This window comes from uncultured Aquitalea sp. (assembly GCF_945957525.1).
GTDB lineage: Bacteria > Pseudomonadota > Gammaproteobacteria > Burkholderiales > Chromobacteriaceae > Aquitalea.
The window spans coordinates 1-16,232 of sequence record NZ_CAMFLA010000009.1 but is presented as its reverse complement, the minus strand read 5'-3'; the positions used below and the strand labels follow the sequence as shown (position 1 = coordinate 16,232).

Below are 16,232 nucleotides of genomic sequence, written 5' to 3'. Positions count from 1 at the left end.
GCATATCTCCTTTAATCGCACACGTTTATATCGTGTGCGATATATATTTCACCCGATGACCGGAAAAGTCAAACCCTCCCTCGTTCTTCATCGCCTTCCCGTGGCCTTCAGACACATGTGCCGCACCGCATGACGCACATGCAGCATCATCATCAGCAATAGTGAATTCATCCTGTTTCAAATGCGCTCATTCTGACTCTTGGCAATAACCACAATATATTGATGGGGATTAGCATTTATCCGCCACATTTGCCCATAAAAACTAAAAGGTTATTGCCTGCTGCACTGCATTGACTGTTGCGCACACACCAATCCATGACAGAAAAAGTTCGAGTTCACACTTTTTTTGTAACGGTTTGCAACCATCGCTTTATTGCGCCGCAACAGCAATGCCATCTCAATAAGCACTGTCCGAACAATCATTTGCCGCCACATTGCGTCCTTGATATTCGTCAAACCCAAAGGGTTTTCATGCCGCAAACATGCAATTCATTGATTTGGATCAGCTTGCCCGAGGCTTGAAATGAATCTTTAATAGCGCGGGCGAAAGTGCGGCGATTTGTCGCACCCGCTCCTCGAGCCGCCATGAGGGCCTCGCCGCGAGCCTGCGGCAGGCAAACGGCACAGCATGATTTCACGGGCAAGACGGCCAAGGCGGCCTTGCTCCGGTTCGCGCCGCCAGACGACCGCGCACCACCAAGAATCTTTAACTGCACAAGACGCATGATGAGAAACTGTAGACCCACCCGCCTGTTGTGGGGACTGTCGCCGGCTCTCGCCGCACTGCTTTCGGGCTGTCAGGGAGGCATCCTTGACCCCAAAGGGCAAATTGCGGCGGACGAGAAGTCCCTGATCATCACGGCCACGCTGCTCATGTTGCTGGTCGTCATCCCGGTCATCGTCATGACCTTCCTGTTTGCCTGGAAGTACCGCGCAGGCAACAAGGACGCCACCTATACCCCCAAGTGGTCGCACTCGAACAAGATCGAGGCGGTGGTGTGGATTGTTCCCATCATCATCGTCAGCTGTCTGGCGGTGGTGACCTGGGAAACCACGCACAAGCTGGACCCGTACCGTCCGCTGGAGTCGGACAAGAAGCCGATCAACGTGCAGGTGGTGGCGCTCAACTGGAAATGGCTGTTCATCTATCCGGACCTCAACATCGCCACCGTCAACCAGCTGGCCTTCCCCAAGGATGTGCCGGTGAATTTCCGCATCACCTCCGATGCGGCGATGAACTCCTTCTTCATTCCTCAGCTGGGCGGCCAGATTTACGCCATGGCCGGCATGGAAACCAAGCTGCACCTGATCGCCAACGAAGCCGGCACCTATAAGGGCTTTTCGGCCAACTACAGCGGCGCAGGTTTCTCGGGCATGAAGTTCAACGCCATCGCCACGCCTACCCAGCAAGAGTTTGACGCCTGGGTGGCCCGGGCGCGCTCCGCCGCCAAGCCGCTGGACGCCGAGGCGTATATCCAGCTGGCCAAGCCCAGCGAAAACAATCCGGCCGCCTTCTACTCGCTGCAAGAGCCGCGCCTTTTCAGCGCCGTGCTGCACAAGTACATGGCCAATCGCCAGTCGCTGGCCGCCACTGACGAGCAACTCAAGATCGACGCACTGACCAAGCGCCTGTGCGAAACACCGGTCATCAAGGAGCAATAAGCAATGTTGTTAGGCAAACTGACCCTGGATGCCATCCCCTTCCACGAGCCCATCATCATGGGCGCGCTGGGCGGCGCCGGCCTGGTCGGCCTCGTTGTCATGGGGCTGCTCACCAAATTCGGCAAGTGGGGCTATCTCTGGAAAGAGTGGCTGACCTCCGTCGACCACAAGAAAATCGGCGTGATGTACATCATCGTCGCCATGATCATGCTGTTGCGCGGCTTTGCCGACGCCATGATGATGCGTGCCCAGCTGGCTATCGCCACTGACGGCCACATGGGGATTTTCCCGCCGGAACACTACGACCAGATCTTCACCGCCCACGGCGTGATCATGATCATCTTCATGGCCATGCCCTTCATGACCGGCCTGATGAACATCGTGGTGCCGCTGCAGATCGGCGCGCGCGACGTGGCCTTCCCCTTCCTCAACTCGCTGAGTTTCTGGCTGCTGGTATCGGCGGTGATTCTGGTGAACCTGTCGCTGGGCGTGGGCAACTTTGCCCGCACCGGCTGGGTGGCCTATCCGCCGCTGTCCGAGCTGGGCTTCAGTCCTGACGTGGGGGTGGATTACTACACCTGGGCGCTGCAGATATCAGGGATAGGGACGACACTCACGGCCATCAACTTCCTGGTAACCATCATCAAGATGCGCGCGCCGGGCATGAAGCTGATGCAAATGCCGATCTTCACCTGGACCTGCACTTGGGCCAACGTGCTGATCGTGGCGTCCTTCCCCATCCTGACCGGCGCGCTGGCCATGCTGAGCCTAGACCGCTATCTGGACTTCCACTTCTTCACCGCGGAAGCCGGCGGCAACGCCATGATGTACCTGAACCTGTTCTGGGCCTGGGGTCACCCCGAGGTGTACATTCTGGTGCTGCCCGCTTTCGGTATTTTCTCCGAAGTGATCTCCACCTTCTCCGGCAAGCGTCTGTTCGGCCACACCTCCATGATCATCGCCAGCGGCGTGATCTCGGTGCTGGGCTTCATGGTCTGGCTGCACCACTTCTTCACCATGGGTTCCGGCGCCAACGTCAACGCCTTCTTCGGCATCGCCACCATGGTGATTTCCGTCCCCACGGGCGTAAAGCTGTTCAACTGGTTGTTCACCATGTACCGCGGCCGCGTGCGCTTTACCCCGCCGGTGCTGTGGACCCTGGGCTTCATGGTCACCTTCTCCATCGGCGGCATGACCGGCGTGCTGATGGCGGTGCCCGGCGCGGACTTCGTGCTGCACAACAGCCTGTTCCTGATCGCCCACTTCCATAACACCATCATCGGCGGCGCGGTGTTCGGCTATCTGGCCGGTTTTGCGTACTGGTTCCCCAAGGCCTTCGGCTTCAAGCTGAACGAAAAACTGGGCAAGCTGGCCTTCGCCTTCTGGCAAGTGGGTTTCATGTTCGCCTTCATCCCGCTGTACGTGCTGGGCTTCTTGGGCATGACCCGTCGCCTGAACCACACCGACAATCCGGCCTGGGATCCGTGGCTGTACGTCGCCTGCTTCGGCGCGGTGCTGATTGCCTGCGGTATCGCCACCCAGCTACTGCAGCTGTACGTGAGCGTCCGCGACCGCAAACAGAACATGGACGTTACCGGCGACCCGTGGAACGGCCACACCCTGGAGTGGGCCACCTCCTCCCCGCCGCCGTTCTACAACTTTGCCATCGTGCCGCGCGTGCATGACATCGATGCCTTCACCGACATGAAGGAAAAGGGCATCGCCTACGCCGTGCCCAAGGCTTACGCCCCCATCCACATGCCGAAAAACACCGCGGCCGGCATCTTTATCGGCGGTTTCACCACCGTGCTGGGCTTTGCGTTGATCTGGCACATCTGGTGGCTGGCCATTGTTGGCCTGCTGGGCATCGTCGGCAGCATGCTGGCCCGCGCCTACGACAATGATCTGGACTACTACGTGCAGCCGGACGAAGTCGAAAGCGTCGAGCGCTCGCACTTCGAGCGCATGGGCATCGATGTGGACAACTACACCGAACGCGACGACAAAGCGTCCCGCTCCGGCAGTCGTCCCACCACTACCGCTTAACAGGTGGATCCACACATGAGTACTTATGTAGACCACGCGCACAACGCGCATGACGACCACGAGCACCACGACAGCGGTTCGCAAACCGTGCTGGGCTTCTGGTTCTACCTGATGACCGACTGCATCCTGTTTGCGACTGCGTTCGCCGGCTACGCCGTGCTGTATCGCAATATCGCCAACGGCGTGTCGGGCAAGGAAATCTTCGACCTGCCTTACGTGATGGTGGAAACCGCAGCCCTGCTGCTCTCTTCCATCACCTACGGCTTCGCCATGATTGCCGGCCACAAGGGCAACAAGACGGCGGTGCTGGGCTGGCTGGCCGTCACCTTCGCCTGCGGCGCCGCGTTCATCGGTCTGGAAATCAACGAGTTCCACCACCTGATCTCCGAGGGCCACGGCCCGCAGGTCAGCGCCTTCCTCTCGGCCTTCTTCGGCCTGGTGGGCCTGCACGGCCTGCACGTCACCGCCGGCCTGATCTGGATGACGGTGATGATGATCGAAGTGGCCAAGACCGGCCTGACCGGTCGCGCCATGACCCGCCTGAACTGCTTGAGCCTGTTCTGGCACTTCCTCGACATCGTGTGGATCTGCGTCTTCACCGTCGTGTACCTGAAAGGAGCCATGTGATGAGCCACGCGCATGACAACGCCAGCCACGGCACCGTAAAGAGCTATGTGATCGGCTTCGCGCTGTCCGTCATCCTCACCGCCATTCCGTTCTGGATGGTGATGGGCGGCGGCTTCACCAAGCAGGCCACCATGATCGGCATCTTCGCTTTCGCCGTCGTGCAGATCATCGTGCACCTCAAGTACTTCCTGCACCTGAACTTCACGCAAGAAGGCAAGCTGAATACCTTCTCCTTCCTGTTCACCGCGCTGATCATCGTGATGCTGGTGGGCCTGTCGGTGTGGATCATCTCCACCGCCGACGCGCTGATGATGCGCTGAGCCAGACGGAATGAAGCTCAAGCGTTATCTGCAGGTAACCAAGCCGGGCATCATCTTCGGCAATCTCATCTCCACGGTGGGCGGCTTCCTGCTGGCCGCGCAGGGGCCGCTGTCCTGGCCCTTGCTGCTGGCCACCATGGCGGGCCTGTCCTTGGTGGTGGCCTCCGGCTGCGCCATCAACAACTGCATTGACCGCGACATCGACGCGCGCATGGCGCGCACGCAGAAGCGGGTGCTGGTCACCGGGGACATGAGCCTGAAAGCCGCGTTGGCTCACGGCGTGCTGCTGGGCATGGCGGGCTTCGCCACGCTGGCGCTGTGGACCAACGGCCTGGCGCTGGCCTGTGCCCTGTTCGGCTTTGTGATTTACGTGGGCGTGTACAGCCTGTACATGAAGCGCAAATCCATCTACGGCACGCTGGTGGGCAGCCTTTCCGGCGCGGTGCCGCCGGTGGCGGGCTACTGCGCGGCGCGCGGCCAGTTCGACAGCGGCGCGGCCATCCTGCTGCTGATGTTCTGTCTGTGGCAGATGCCGCACTCCTACGCCATCGCCATCTTCCGCTTCAAGGACTACGAAGCGGCGCGCATTCCGGTGCTGCCGGTGGTGAGGGGAGTATCGGAGGCCAAGCAGCAGATCGTGCTGTACATCCTGGCTTTCGCCGTGGCCACGCTGATGCTGACCGTATACGGCTATGCCGGCTACGGTTATCTGTCGGTGGCCTGCGCCACCAGCCTGTGGTGGCTGAAAATGGCGCTGTCCGGCTACAAGGAAAGCACCGACGATCGCCAGTGGGCGCGGCAGGTGTTCTTCTTCTCCATCATCACCGTCACCGCGCTCAGCGCAATGATGGCGCTGGACAGCCAGATCCCGCCGATGTGATCCGCACCGGACAGGCGGCCCCCCGGCCAAGCTTGTCTGTCAAAAAGAGGCTCCTTGGGGCCTCTTTTTATTTGTCCGGTCATGCCGGCGGCTGCTCGCCCTTGAGCCGCCCGCCAAACCTCGCGGGGAGCCTGGATCAAGGCGCGCCGACGCAGGAGCTGCAGGCGATACGGCAAGGAAGCGCGACACAGACGCAGGGGCCTTGTCAGCGGATCTTAGCCAGGCCCGCCCGCTGCCAAGCGGATGCTGGCCAGTAAGTCCGCCGGCAACGCCATGCCCTGCTCCGCCGCCGCGCGCGCTGCCGCCTCGTCGCGTTCGCTCGGCAGGCGCACCCCGTCTTCGGCCAACATCGCCGATACCAGCGTTGCCACTCGTTCAAAGAATACCGCTTGCCCAGCCAGCGCCGCCGGGTCGATCAACAGCATGCATTGCGCGATGCGCGCCCGGTTGCCTTCCGGCAAAAAGAAACTGTCAGCCTCAAAGCCGAAGCTCGCTCCAACACAAAAACAGAACAGTCCGAAAGCATGACGCCATGTGCGGTAGCAAACAGCGACTTCACCGCCTGGCCCATCCGTCCACGGCCGGCTCGCGCCTTGCCCAAGCGGTCCACCCCTGTTGAAAGCCCCGCCCAAAATGCATTTTCTTGTTCGCGGCGATAAAGCCGGATTCATGCTAAAACAGCTGTAAGCGCTTCAATTCCTACGTTAAAATACGTAGCGTCACGCTCAAGACTGCGCAAGACCCCGGGCTTGCCGAGCGACCTTCCCGTCCCCGGCATGCAAGATGGAGAGCTGGCATGGACCCGGTCCTTTCCCAACTGACTGCCTCGCTCGCCAAAGCCAAAACCGTCGAGCAGCTGATCCGCCCCCTGCTGGACATGCTGGGCAATATCACCGGTATGGAGTCCACCTATCTCACCAGCGTTCATCCCGAGCAGAATCTCCAGAAAGTGCGTTATGCCCGCAATGGCGGACGCATGCAGATCGCCGAAGGCTTGTGCGTGCCCTGGGAAGACACGCTGTGCAAGCGATCACTGGACATGGGCATCACCGCCACCAATCAGGTGAGCGTACTGTGGGGAGACTCTGCCGCCGCCCGCCAACTGGGCATCAACACCTACCTCAGCGCGCCGGTATTCAATACCGACGGCCTCCTGCTGGGCACCCTGTGCGCCGCCAGTTCCGACACCCTGCCCATCACCCACGAGATTGAAACCCTGCTGCTGCTGTTCGCCAACATCATCGCCAATTTCATCGAGCGCGAACTGCTGGTGGAAAGTCTGCAAGTCGCCAATGCCCAGCTCACCTCCTACGCCATGACTGACGCGCTGACCGGGCTGCCCAACCGCCGAGCCCTGTTCGACCACCTGGACCGGCTGCTGGCGCAAGCAGTGCGCAACCGCTTCAGCATTCTGGTCGGCGTGGTGGATCTGGACGGCTTCAAGCAGATCAACGATCAGCACGGCCATCAGGCGGGCGACGAATTCCTCAAGAGCGTAGCGCAGCGGCTGCAAAGCGGCTTGCGCGCCACCGACATGCTGGGACGGATGGGCGGCGACGAGTTCGTCATCGTCGGCCCCGGCCCCGCATGGCCGAAAGACGACGCCCCAGGCGCACTCATCACCGAAGGCGAACCGGCGCAGGCGGGCGCCACGTTGCAGCGCCGTCTGGCTGCAGCCACGGCAGGCGACTACCTGCTGGCCGGCCATGACACCAGCTACCCTGGCGCCAGCGTCGGCGTAGTGGCGCTGGCGCCTTTCGGCCTGCGCAGCGAAACCGCCGTCAGCCTGGCGGACAGCGAAATGTACACAGTCAAGCAAAGCCGCAAGGCCGGCCGCTGAGCCAGGCCGGCGCGCGGCAAATGCGCCTTGCGTGGCGCATAAGCGACAACCCCATAGTAGCTTCATGGTTTTATCGCATGCCCTCAACTAGCCTGCTGCATTGCCGCATCGTTTCCGACGATACTGTCTGCAAAAGAACACTCTGTCTGCTCGCATGCGCGCCACCCTCCTGCTTGCCCTCGGCATCCTGTCCGCCAACCCCTGCGCCAGCGGCCCCATGGCCGCCCGCCCGTTGCGTTTCGCCTTTCTGGAAACCCTGGAAATGCCGCTGGGCGAAATACAGCGCGATGGCAGTAGCGCTCAACTTACCGGGGGCATCGACAAGGATCTCAACGCCGCTCTGGCACATGAACTGGGTCGCCCGCTGGTAGAAGTGCCCATTCCCCGTCGCCGCGTGACCGATAATACCGCCAGCGCCAGCTTTGACGTCATGTGCCTGATGTCCCCCTCTTGGCTTGGGCAGGATGCGCTGATGTTCGACTGGACACCGGAAATCATGACCATCACCGAGAGAGTGGTCGGTTTTGCCGGCACCCGCGGCATTGGCGAGCTGAACGCGCTGAAAGGCAAAACCATCGGCACCGTCAACGGCTACCAATACCCGGTACTGGAAACGCTGTTCAGCAGCAGGCAAGCCACACGGGACGATGCACCCAGCGAACAGCACGCCCTGATGAAACAGCTGGCCAGACGGGTGGATGTCACCGTGATGCGCGATATCGATCTTGATTACGCCGCCGCCAGTCATCCGGAAGCTCACCAACTGGAAGCCTCCCGCCTGGTGATTACCGCCACCTCCATCCGTTGTCTGCGCAGCCCCAACGCTAGTGTCGGCGCGGACGAGCTCTCCGCCTCGGTCACCCGGCTGCTGCGCAGCGGAAAAATACGCGCCATTCTGGCCCGCTACGGCGGAGCGCACGGCAAAACCATCGCCTCGCCCTGAGCTTCGTCCCGCTGCCCGGAACCCGGATCAGCCACATAAAAAAAGACAGGGCACAGGCCCTGTCTTTTTGCTTGGCGCGGAACGCGGTCTTACAGTCTGAACTGGGACACCAGGCTGCGCAGATCGCCGCCGCGGCGCGACAGATCTTGAATGATGCTGAGAATCTGCTGCACCTTGGCATCGCTCTCCAACGCCTTGCTGTTGATGCGCTCAGCGCTTTGCGCCATGGCGGTAGTGGCCGCGCTCTGCTCCTTGGTGGAGGTGGTGATTTCCGACATGCGCGACTCGATGTCGTGCGTGCTGGTCTGGATCTTGCCCACTTTGTCCGCCGCCTCGCGCGACAGCGCCACGCCGGTGGCGACGCGCTCGTTGGTCTTGCTGGTATGGCCAATGGCCACTTCGGTCTGGCTGATCACGCTGCTGATCATCTGCTCGATTTCTACCGTGGCGGACGCCGTGCGTTCGGCCAACTTGCGCACCTCATCGGCCACCACGGCAAAGCCGCGGCCCTGCTCGCCGGCTCGCGCAGCCTCGATGGCGGCGTTCAAGGCCAGCAGGTTGGTCTGATCGGCAATATCGCGAATCACTGCCACGATGCCGCGAATCTGCTCGGAATGTGAAGCCAGATCACCCATTGCGCCTTGCAGCGAACCCACTGTTTCCACAATGGACTGCACCTCGCGCGCCACGCGCTCCATCGCCTGATAGGAGTCTTCGGAGTTGGTGCGCGTGCTGCTCACCAGATGCTCGGTTTCGCCGGCATTGTCGGCAATGTGGTTGATACTGACCGTGATCTCTTCAATGGTGGCGGCGGTAGCCGACAGCTCATTGGACTGAATGCGCGAATCGGAAGCGATGCTGTCCGCCGCCTCATGCAAAGACGCGGTATCGCGCGCCAGCGCCTCGGCGTCGTTGCGCACCGACACGAACATGCCGTGCAGCTTCTTCACAAACTGGTTGAAGGCATCCGCGATCTGCCCCACCTCATCGTGCGACTTCACCGGCAGATGCAGGGTAAGGTCGCCGTCGCCGCTTGCCACATTGCGCATGGCGTCGCGCAGTTCGCTCAGACCGGACAGCATGCGCGCCACGCCGATAGTGGCCAACACCGCCACCACGGCCAGACCAGCCAACAGCAGGCCCACCATGATCATCATCAACTGGCCCACCGAAGCGGTGGCGGCCGCTACCGGCACCATCACACCCAGCAGCCAACCGGTCTTGCCCACCGGATACAGCGCAGTCAGCATGTTCTCGCCGTTGATGGACGCCGTTTGCAGGGTGCCGTCCTTGCCAATAGCGCCAAAGTCATAGCCCGGGACGATTTCGCCGATCTTCTTCATGCCGGAATCTTTGGTCGGGTGAGCGATGATGGAGCCGTCGCCAGTCACCAGAAAGGCATAACCATCACCCGGCAGCTTGGCGGACACCACTTCGTCCGCCACGCGTTGCAGCGATACGTCGCCGCCCGCCACAGCAACTACCTGACCGTCTTTGCGCAGCGCCTTGGCGAAAGTAATGATCGGCTTCTTGGTGGCCGCGTCGATATAGGGCTCGGTAGCGATGGCCTCTTCGCTCTTGCTGGCGGCCAGATACCACGGGCGGCCAGTCGGGTCATAGCCCGGCGGCACCGGCGTGGACTTGGAGAACTGGGTCATGCGCTTGTTGGATTCGCCAACGTACATATCGTCCAGCTTGCCGGCCTCCTGCGACTGGTCAAGGATGGGCTTCAAGTCGCCGCCATCGGTGAAACGCTGCAGGGAAGAACCAACGATGCTCTGGTGGGAAGACACCCACTCGGTAATGAAGCTGACCTTGCTGCTGGCGGTCTGGGTCACCTGATCGCGCACCGAGGACAACAGCGCGTCTTTCATTTTCCAGTAAACCACCCCACAGAACAGCAGAGAAATGGCGACCAGCATCGCCAGCACGAAGACAAGCAGTTTTGAGCGGAGAGTACGCATGGAGGATCCTATTTTTCTAATTCAGGTATTTCAAGCAAATTTCGCATAATAAGCAGCGCATTTGCATGATTTGCTCACAAGTGCAGTATATCGGCCCAGTCGAGTGAATGCTTTAAAATTTGCGCCATCTCATGGCGGGAGCATCGCGATTCTGCCTCCCCCGCAACACCGCCCCCATGACAATGCCCCACTGCACTCCTTTCAGCCTAGAAAGCAAAAAGAGGTCCGTAAAGGACCTCTTTTTACTGAAAGCCGAAATCAGGACAAATCCTGATCGCGCGGCAGTTACTCCACCGTCACGCTCTTGGCCAGATTGCGGGGCTTGTCCACGTCGGTGCCGCGCGCCAGCGCCACGTGGTAGGCCAGCATCTGCACCGGGATGGTATGCACGATGGCGCTAAGCACGCCGACATGACGCGGGGTACGAATCACATGCACGCCTTCCGATTCACTGAAATGGCTGTCCAGATCGGCGAAGACAAACAGCTCGCCACCGCGCGCTCGCACTTCCTGCATATTGGATTTCACTTTTTCCAGCAAGCTGTCATTGGGCGCAATCACCACCACCGGCATGCTCTCGTCCACCAGCGCCAGCGGGCCGTGCTTGAGTTCGCCGGCCGGGTAGGCCTCCGCATGGATATAGGAAATTTCCTTGAGCTTGAGCGCGCCTTCCAGAGCGATCGGGTAGTGCAAACCGCGCCCCAGGAACAGCGCGTTGTTTTTTACTGCGAAACGCTCCGCCCAAGCCTTGATTTGCGGCTCCAGATTCAGTGCATGCTGCACCGAACCCGGCAGGTGGCGCAGATCGTCGAGGTAGCGGTGTTCGGTCTCGGCATCGACGCGGCCTTGCAGCTTGCCCAAAGTCACCGCCAGCGCGAACAGGCTGACCAGCTGGGTGGTGAAGGCCTTGGTGGAAGCCACGCCGATTTCCGCGCCGGCGCGGGTGTAGAACACCAGCTCGCTGGCGCGCGGGATGGCGGATTCGCGCACATTGCAGATGGACAAGGCCTTGTCGTGCCCCAACTCTTTGGCGTATTTGAGCGCTTCCATGGTGTCCAGCGTTTCACCGGACTGGGAGATGGTCACCACCAGATGACGCGGATTGGCCCAAGCGTCGCGGTAGCGGTATTCGCTGGCGATTTCCACATCGCAAGGCAGGCCGGCAATGCTTTCGATCCAGTAGCGCGCGGTGAGGCCGGCGTAGTAGCTGGTGCCGCAAGCGAGGATTTTCACGCCTTCCACGGATGGCAACAGGCTGTCGGCACGTTGGCCGAACAACGCCGGCGCGAAACCGTTTTCCAGAATGGCTTCAATGGTGTCGGACAGGGCTTTGGGCTGTTCGTGGATTTCCTTCTGCATGAAGTGGCTGTAAGGCCCCAGCTCCAGCGAAGCCAGCGAGACATCCGACAGATGCAAGGCGCGCTCCACCGGCTGATCGTGCTTGTCCACCAGCGTGACGCCGTCGCGGGTCAGCAGGCCGATGTCGCCCTCTTCCAGAAAGATCACCCGGCGGGTGGCGGAAAGGATGGCGGAGACATCGGAAGCGATGAAGTTTTCGCCCTCGCCCACCCCCACCAGCAGCGGACAACCCATGCGGGCGCAGACCAGTTCGTCCGGACGATCCAGCGCGATGACGCCAATGGCGTAAGCGCCGGTCAGTTCGCGAGTGGCCAGCTTGACGGCGTCAAACAGCGAGCGCCCTTCCTGATAGTAGTGATGCACCAGGTGGGCGATCACTTCGGTATCGGTCTGCGAGCCGAAGCTGTAGCCCAGATCCTTGAGGCGCTGTCGCTGTTCTTCATGATTTTCGATGATGCCGTTATGCACCACGGCGATCTTGTCGAAGGAGATGTGCGGGTGGGCGTTGAATTCGGTCACGCCGCCATGAGTGGCCCAGCGGGTGTGGCCGATACCCAGCAGCCCTTGCAAGCCCTCTTCGGCGGCGGCGTTTTCCATTTCCGCCACGCGACCCACACGGCGCACACGGCGGATGGCGTCGCCGGTCAATACCGCGATGCCCGCCGAGTCGTAACCGCGATACTCAAGCCGCTTCAAACCTTCCACCAGAACCGGGACTACATTGCGTTTGGCGATGGCGCCGACGATGCCGCACATTATTTTCTCCTTGCATTGAGGTTGGCCGAAGGCGCGCAAATCAGGGTGACGCCTTTCGCCAGAATTCGGGCCCTGGCCTCGTCGGACAGGGCGTCATCGGTGACCAGGGTATGGATGCTGTCCCATGGCAACTCGAGGTTGGGGATTCGCCGGCCGATCTTATCCGACTCGACCATCACAATGACTTCGCGCGCCACTTCTGCCATCACGCGCGACAGCCCCACCAGTTCGTTGAAGGTGGTGGTGCCGCGATCCAGATCGATGCCGTCCGCGCCGATGAAAAGCTGGTCAAAATCATAGGAACGCAACACCTGCTCGGCCACCTGCCCCTGAAACGATTCGGAGTGCGGGTCCCAGGTGCCGCCGGTCATCAGCAGAATGGGTTCGTTTTCCAACTCGCGCAGCGCACCAGCCACATTCAGCGAATTGGTCATGACCACCAGGCCGCGCTTGTTGCCCAGCAAGGGAATCATGGCGCTGGTGGTGGTGCCGCTGTCGATGATGACGCGATTGTGATCGCGGATGCGCTCCGCCGCAGCGCGAGCAATCTCCTGCTTGCGCAAGGACACTTGCTCCGCATCCACCTCGGCCACCATTTCACTGGGCAGACACACAGCGCCGCCATAGCGGCGCAGCAACAGGCCGCCGGTTTCCAGCAGGGCCAAGTCTTTGCGGATGGTGACTTCGGAGGTGTCGAAACGACGGGTCAACTCCTCCACGCTGACTTCGCCCTGCTCCTGCACCAGAGCGGCGATGGCGTGACGGCGTTGCTGGGTATTTCGTTTCGTCATGGCGAGGTTTCGTTTCGAAAGTTTCGCAATACTAACAACATTCAGCTGGTCTTGCCAATCCAACCGGTCAAATTTTCTTTCGAATATCTTCCGAATCGAAATATTTAGCCGAAAAAGTTAAAAACCCGGCTCGCCTATAGGCGCAACCGGGTTCTCTCTGCCAGTTAGTGCGGCTAACAAACACCTGATGCTGTGCTGCGCCTCCTGGCCGTACTCAAGTACTGCCAGCGTCGGAGCGCCTTGACTCAGGGTGTTTGGGTGGATTTGACAGCAACTATCAGCAACTTCAGCTCTTTTTTGCCGGGCGCTTCCAACCGGGGATGGTCGTTTGTCGGGCACGCGCCACGGTCAGCTCGCCAGCCGGGGCCGTGCGGGTAAGCACCGAGCCCGCGCCGATAGTGGCACCCTCTTCCAGCGTTACCGGTGCCACCATCAGTGTGCCGGAGCCTACGAAGACGTTGTCGCCAATCACGGTCTTGAATTTGTTGACGCCATCGTAGTTGCAGGTGACAGAGCCCGCGCCCACGTTCACTTTGCTGCCGATGCTGGCATCGCCGATGTAGGTGAGATGATTGACTTTGGAACCCTCGCCCACGGTGCTCTTCTTGATTTCAACAAAGTTGCCGACGTGCACATGCCCGGCCAATGCTGCGCCGGGACGCAAACGGGCATAAGGACCAATGCGGCACGCTTCGCCCACCACGGCGTCTTCCAGATGCGAAAACGCGGCAATGCGGGTGCCGGCGGCTACGCTGACATTCTTCAATATGCAATTGGCGCCGATCTCTACGCCGTCGCCCAGGCTTACCTTGCCTTCAAACACACAATTGACGTCGATACTCACATCGTTGCCGTGGACCAACTCGCCCCGGATGTCGATGCGTGCCGGGTCCGCCAGCGTCACACCAGCCGTCAGCAGCGCCCGCGCCTGGTTCTGTTGCAGAATGCGTTCCAGTTCGGCCAACTGCAGCTTGTTGTTGACGCCGGCAGCCTCCCAGCTGTGCGCCACCAAGGCGCTTTCCACCGCCACGCCTTCGGCCACGGCCAAGGCCAGCACATCCGTCAGGTAGTACTCGCCCTGCGAGTTGCCATTGCGCAATGCGTTCAGCCAGTCGGCCAAGCGCCCGTTGGGCAACACCATCATGCCGGTATTGATTTCGCGGATAGCCAACTGCTCGGGGCTGCAGTCCTTATGCTCGACAATGGCTTTCAGCTTGCCGTCCGTGCCACGCACCATTCGTCCGTAGCCGGTGGCGTCATCCAGCACATCGGTCAGCACTGCCATTCCATCGCCGGCAGCGGCCAGCAGATCTTGCAGCGTTTCCAAGCGGGTCAATGGCACATCGCCATAGAGCACCAGCGTGCGCCCGGCGTCCGGCAGCAAGGGCATGGCCATCTTCAAGGCATGCCCGGTGCCGAGTTGCTCAGCCTGCTCGGCCCACAACACGCCGTCATCGCCAATGGTTTGCCGAACCTGCTCGCCGCCAAAACCGTACACCACCACCAGGCGATCGGGCGATAGCTGCTTGGCGGTTTCGATGACGTGGGCCAGCATGGGCTTGCCGCCGATGGAGTGCAGAACCTTGGGCTTGGCCGAGTACATGCGGGTACCCTTGCCGGCAGCCAGAATGACGACGCTGAGGCTATCCATGGTGTTGGTGGTATTCGGAATCAGGAAGAAATGAAAAAGGCTGCCACTTGCGTGGCAGCCTGCAACTATACACGATTCGCTCTCGCGCTATCAGTGCACGCGCTTCTTGAGGTAGTCCAGCGCCTTGAGCTGTGCAATGGCGGATGCCAGGGCGGCATGCGCCTTTGCCGTGCTCAGGTCGTCGGTAGCATGTTGCAGAGATTCCTCTGCAGCGCGCTTGGCCTCATTGGCGCGAGCCTCGTCGAGATCCTCGCCGCGGATCGCCGTATCGGCCAGCACGGTGATGTGGGTGGGCTGCACTTCCAGCATGCCGCCGGAAACAGCCACCAACACTTCGTCCTTGCTGCCCGGCACCTTCAAACGAAGGATGCCGGGTTTGATACGGGTCAGGAGCGGCACGTGTCGCGGATACACACCGATTTCGCCTTCCAGCGCCGGAGCCACCAGAAACTCGGCGTCACCGGAGTAGATCAGCTGCTCAGTGCTTACCACTTCGACATGCATCTTGGACATCAGCCCTCTCCTTAGTTAAGGGTCTTGGCTTTCTCAGCAGCTTCTTCGATGGCGCCAACCATGTAGAAAGCCTGTTCCGGCAGATGGTCGTATTCGCCAGCCAGAATAGCCTTGAAGCCCTTGATAGTTTCGCGCAGCGGAACGTATTTGCCCGGGGAGCCGGTAAACACTTCAGCAACGTGGAACGGCTGGGACAGGAAACGCTGGATTTTACGGGCGCGAGCCACAAGCAGCTTGTCGTCCTCGGACAGTTCGTCCATACCCAGAATCGCGATGATATCGCGCAGTTCCTTGTAGCGCTGCAGCGTGGACTGCACGCCACGGGCAACCGAGTAGTGCTCGTCGCCAACCACCAGCGGATCCAGCTGACGGGAGGTGGAGTCCAACGGATCAACGGCCGGGTAGATACCCAAGGCGGCGATGTCGCGGGACAGTACCACGGTAGCGTCCAAGTGGGCGAAGGTGGTAGCCGGAGACGGGTCGGTCAAGTCATCCGCAGGTACGTATACGGCCTGGATGGAGGTAATGGAACCATCCTTGGTCGAAGTAATACGTTCTTGCAGACGGCCCATTTCTTCGGCCAACGTCGGCTGATAGCCCACGGCGGACGGCATACGACCCAGCAGAGCGGATACTTCGGTACCGGCCAGGGTGTAGCGGTAGATGTTGTCCACGAACAGCAGAACGTCGCGACCCTTGCCGGAAGCATCCTTCTCGTCGCGGAAGTGCTCGGCCATGGTCAGACCGGTCAGAGCAACGCGCAGACGGTTGCCCGGCGGTTCGTTCATCTGGCCATACACCATCGCAACCTTGTCCAGTACGTTGGAGTCCTTCATTTCGTGGTAGAAGTCGTTACCCTCACGAGTACGCTCACCTACAC

The 16,232-nt window shown here is 60.7% G+C and carries 14 protein-coding genes; 7 read left to right on the top strand and 7 right to left on the bottom strand.

Translation table 11 applies throughout. The features are described 5' to 3' along the window. Nucleotides 1-723: 723 nt before the first annotated feature. From cyoA to cyoE, 5 genes are read left to right on the top strand one after another with little or no spacing between them, the layout of a single operon-like run. Nucleotides 724-1,662 (top strand): ubiquinol oxidase subunit II, encoded by a 939-nt coding sequence (gene cyoA / locus Q0P52_RS10230; protein WP_293761539.1) that lies wholly within the window; start codon nt 724-726, stop codon nt 1,660-1,662. A gap of 3 nt (nt 1,663-1,665) precedes the next feature. Then, on the top strand, nt 1,666-3,708 hold the full coding sequence (gene cyoB, locus Q0P52_RS10225) for a cytochrome o ubiquinol oxidase subunit I (protein ID WP_293761535.1): 2,043 nt from the start codon (nt 1,666-1,668) through the stop codon (nt 3,706-3,708). A 15-nt stretch (nt 3,709-3,723) separates the two neighbouring features. Beyond that, nucleotides 3,724-4,335 (top strand): cytochrome o ubiquinol oxidase subunit III, encoded by a 612-nt coding sequence (cyoC, locus tag Q0P52_RS10220; protein WP_293761532.1) that lies wholly within the window; start codon nt 3,724-3,726, stop codon nt 4,333-4,335. Beyond that, nucleotides 4,335-4,655 (top strand): cytochrome o ubiquinol oxidase subunit IV, encoded by a 321-nt coding sequence (gene cyoD, locus Q0P52_RS10215; protein ID WP_293761530.1) that lies wholly within the window; start codon nt 4,335-4,337, stop codon nt 4,653-4,655. The genes cyoC and cyoD overlap by 1 nt, the downstream gene beginning before the upstream one ends. A 10-nt stretch (nt 4,656-4,665) precedes the next feature. Then, nucleotides 4,666-5,535 carry a heme o synthase gene (gene cyoE / locus Q0P52_RS10210; protein ID WP_293761528.1) on the top strand — a complete coding sequence of 290 codons (870 nt, stop codon included), beginning with the start codon at nt 4,666-4,668 and terminating at the stop codon, nt 5,533-5,535. 215 nt (nt 5,536-5,750) lie between these two features. Here cyoE and Q0P52_RS10205 read toward each other — a convergent pair whose 3' ends face one another. Beyond that, nucleotides 5,751-5,960 (bottom strand): hypothetical protein, encoded by a 210-nt coding sequence (locus Q0P52_RS10205; RefSeq protein WP_293761525.1) that lies wholly within the window; start codon nt 5,958-5,960, stop codon nt 5,751-5,753. A gap of 371 nt (nt 5,961-6,331) precedes the next feature. Between Q0P52_RS10205 and Q0P52_RS10200 the strand changes: the two genes are divergently transcribed. Further along, entirely contained in the window at nt 6,332-7,375 is a 1,044-nt protein-coding gene (locus Q0P52_RS10200) for a sensor domain-containing diguanylate cyclase (protein WP_293761523.1), read from the top strand. Between the two features lie 154 nt (nt 7,376-7,529). Then, nucleotides 7,530-8,318 (top strand): ABC transporter substrate-binding protein, encoded by a 789-nt coding sequence (locus Q0P52_RS10195; protein WP_293761521.1) that lies wholly within the window; start codon nt 7,530-7,532, stop codon nt 8,316-8,318. Between the two features lie 89 nt (nt 8,319-8,407). Here Q0P52_RS10195 and Q0P52_RS10190 read toward each other — a convergent pair whose 3' ends face one another. The 6 genes from Q0P52_RS10190 to atpD form a co-directional block, all read right to left on the bottom strand. Next, complete coding sequence (locus tag Q0P52_RS10190; protein WP_293761519.1) at nt 8,408-10,282, bottom strand: methyl-accepting chemotaxis protein; 1,875 nt, start codon at nt 10,280-10,282, stop codon at nt 8,408-8,410. A gap of 285 nt (nt 10,283-10,567) precedes the next feature. Then, nucleotides 10,568-12,397, bottom strand: a complete 1,830-nt coding sequence (gene glmS / locus Q0P52_RS10185; RefSeq protein WP_293761517.1) for a glutamine--fructose-6-phosphate transaminase (isomerizing) — start codon at nt 12,395-12,397, stop codon at nt 10,568-10,570. Next, nucleotides 12,397-13,188 (bottom strand): DeoR family transcriptional regulator, encoded by a 792-nt coding sequence (locus Q0P52_RS10180; RefSeq protein WP_293761515.1) that lies wholly within the window; start codon nt 13,186-13,188, stop codon nt 12,397-12,399. The genes glmS and Q0P52_RS10180 overlap by 1 nt, the downstream gene beginning before the upstream one ends. Before the next feature lie 286 nt (nt 13,189-13,474). Beyond that, nucleotides 13,475-14,839, bottom strand: coding sequence for a bifunctional UDP-N-acetylglucosamine diphosphorylase/glucosamine-1-phosphate N-acetyltransferase GlmU (glmU, locus tag Q0P52_RS10175; RefSeq protein WP_293761512.1), 1,365 nt, complete (start codon nt 14,837-14,839; stop codon nt 13,475-13,477). A 90-nt stretch (nt 14,840-14,929) separates the two neighbouring features. Next, complete coding sequence (locus Q0P52_RS10170) at nt 14,930-15,352, bottom strand: F0F1 ATP synthase subunit epsilon (RefSeq protein WP_293761509.1); 423 nt, start codon at nt 15,350-15,352, stop codon at nt 14,930-14,932. A gap of 11 nt (nt 15,353-15,363) precedes the next feature. Then, the coding region (gene atpD / locus Q0P52_RS10165) for a F0F1 ATP synthase subunit beta (RefSeq protein WP_293813707.1) at nt 15,364-16,232 on the bottom strand (869 nt) is incomplete at its 5' end.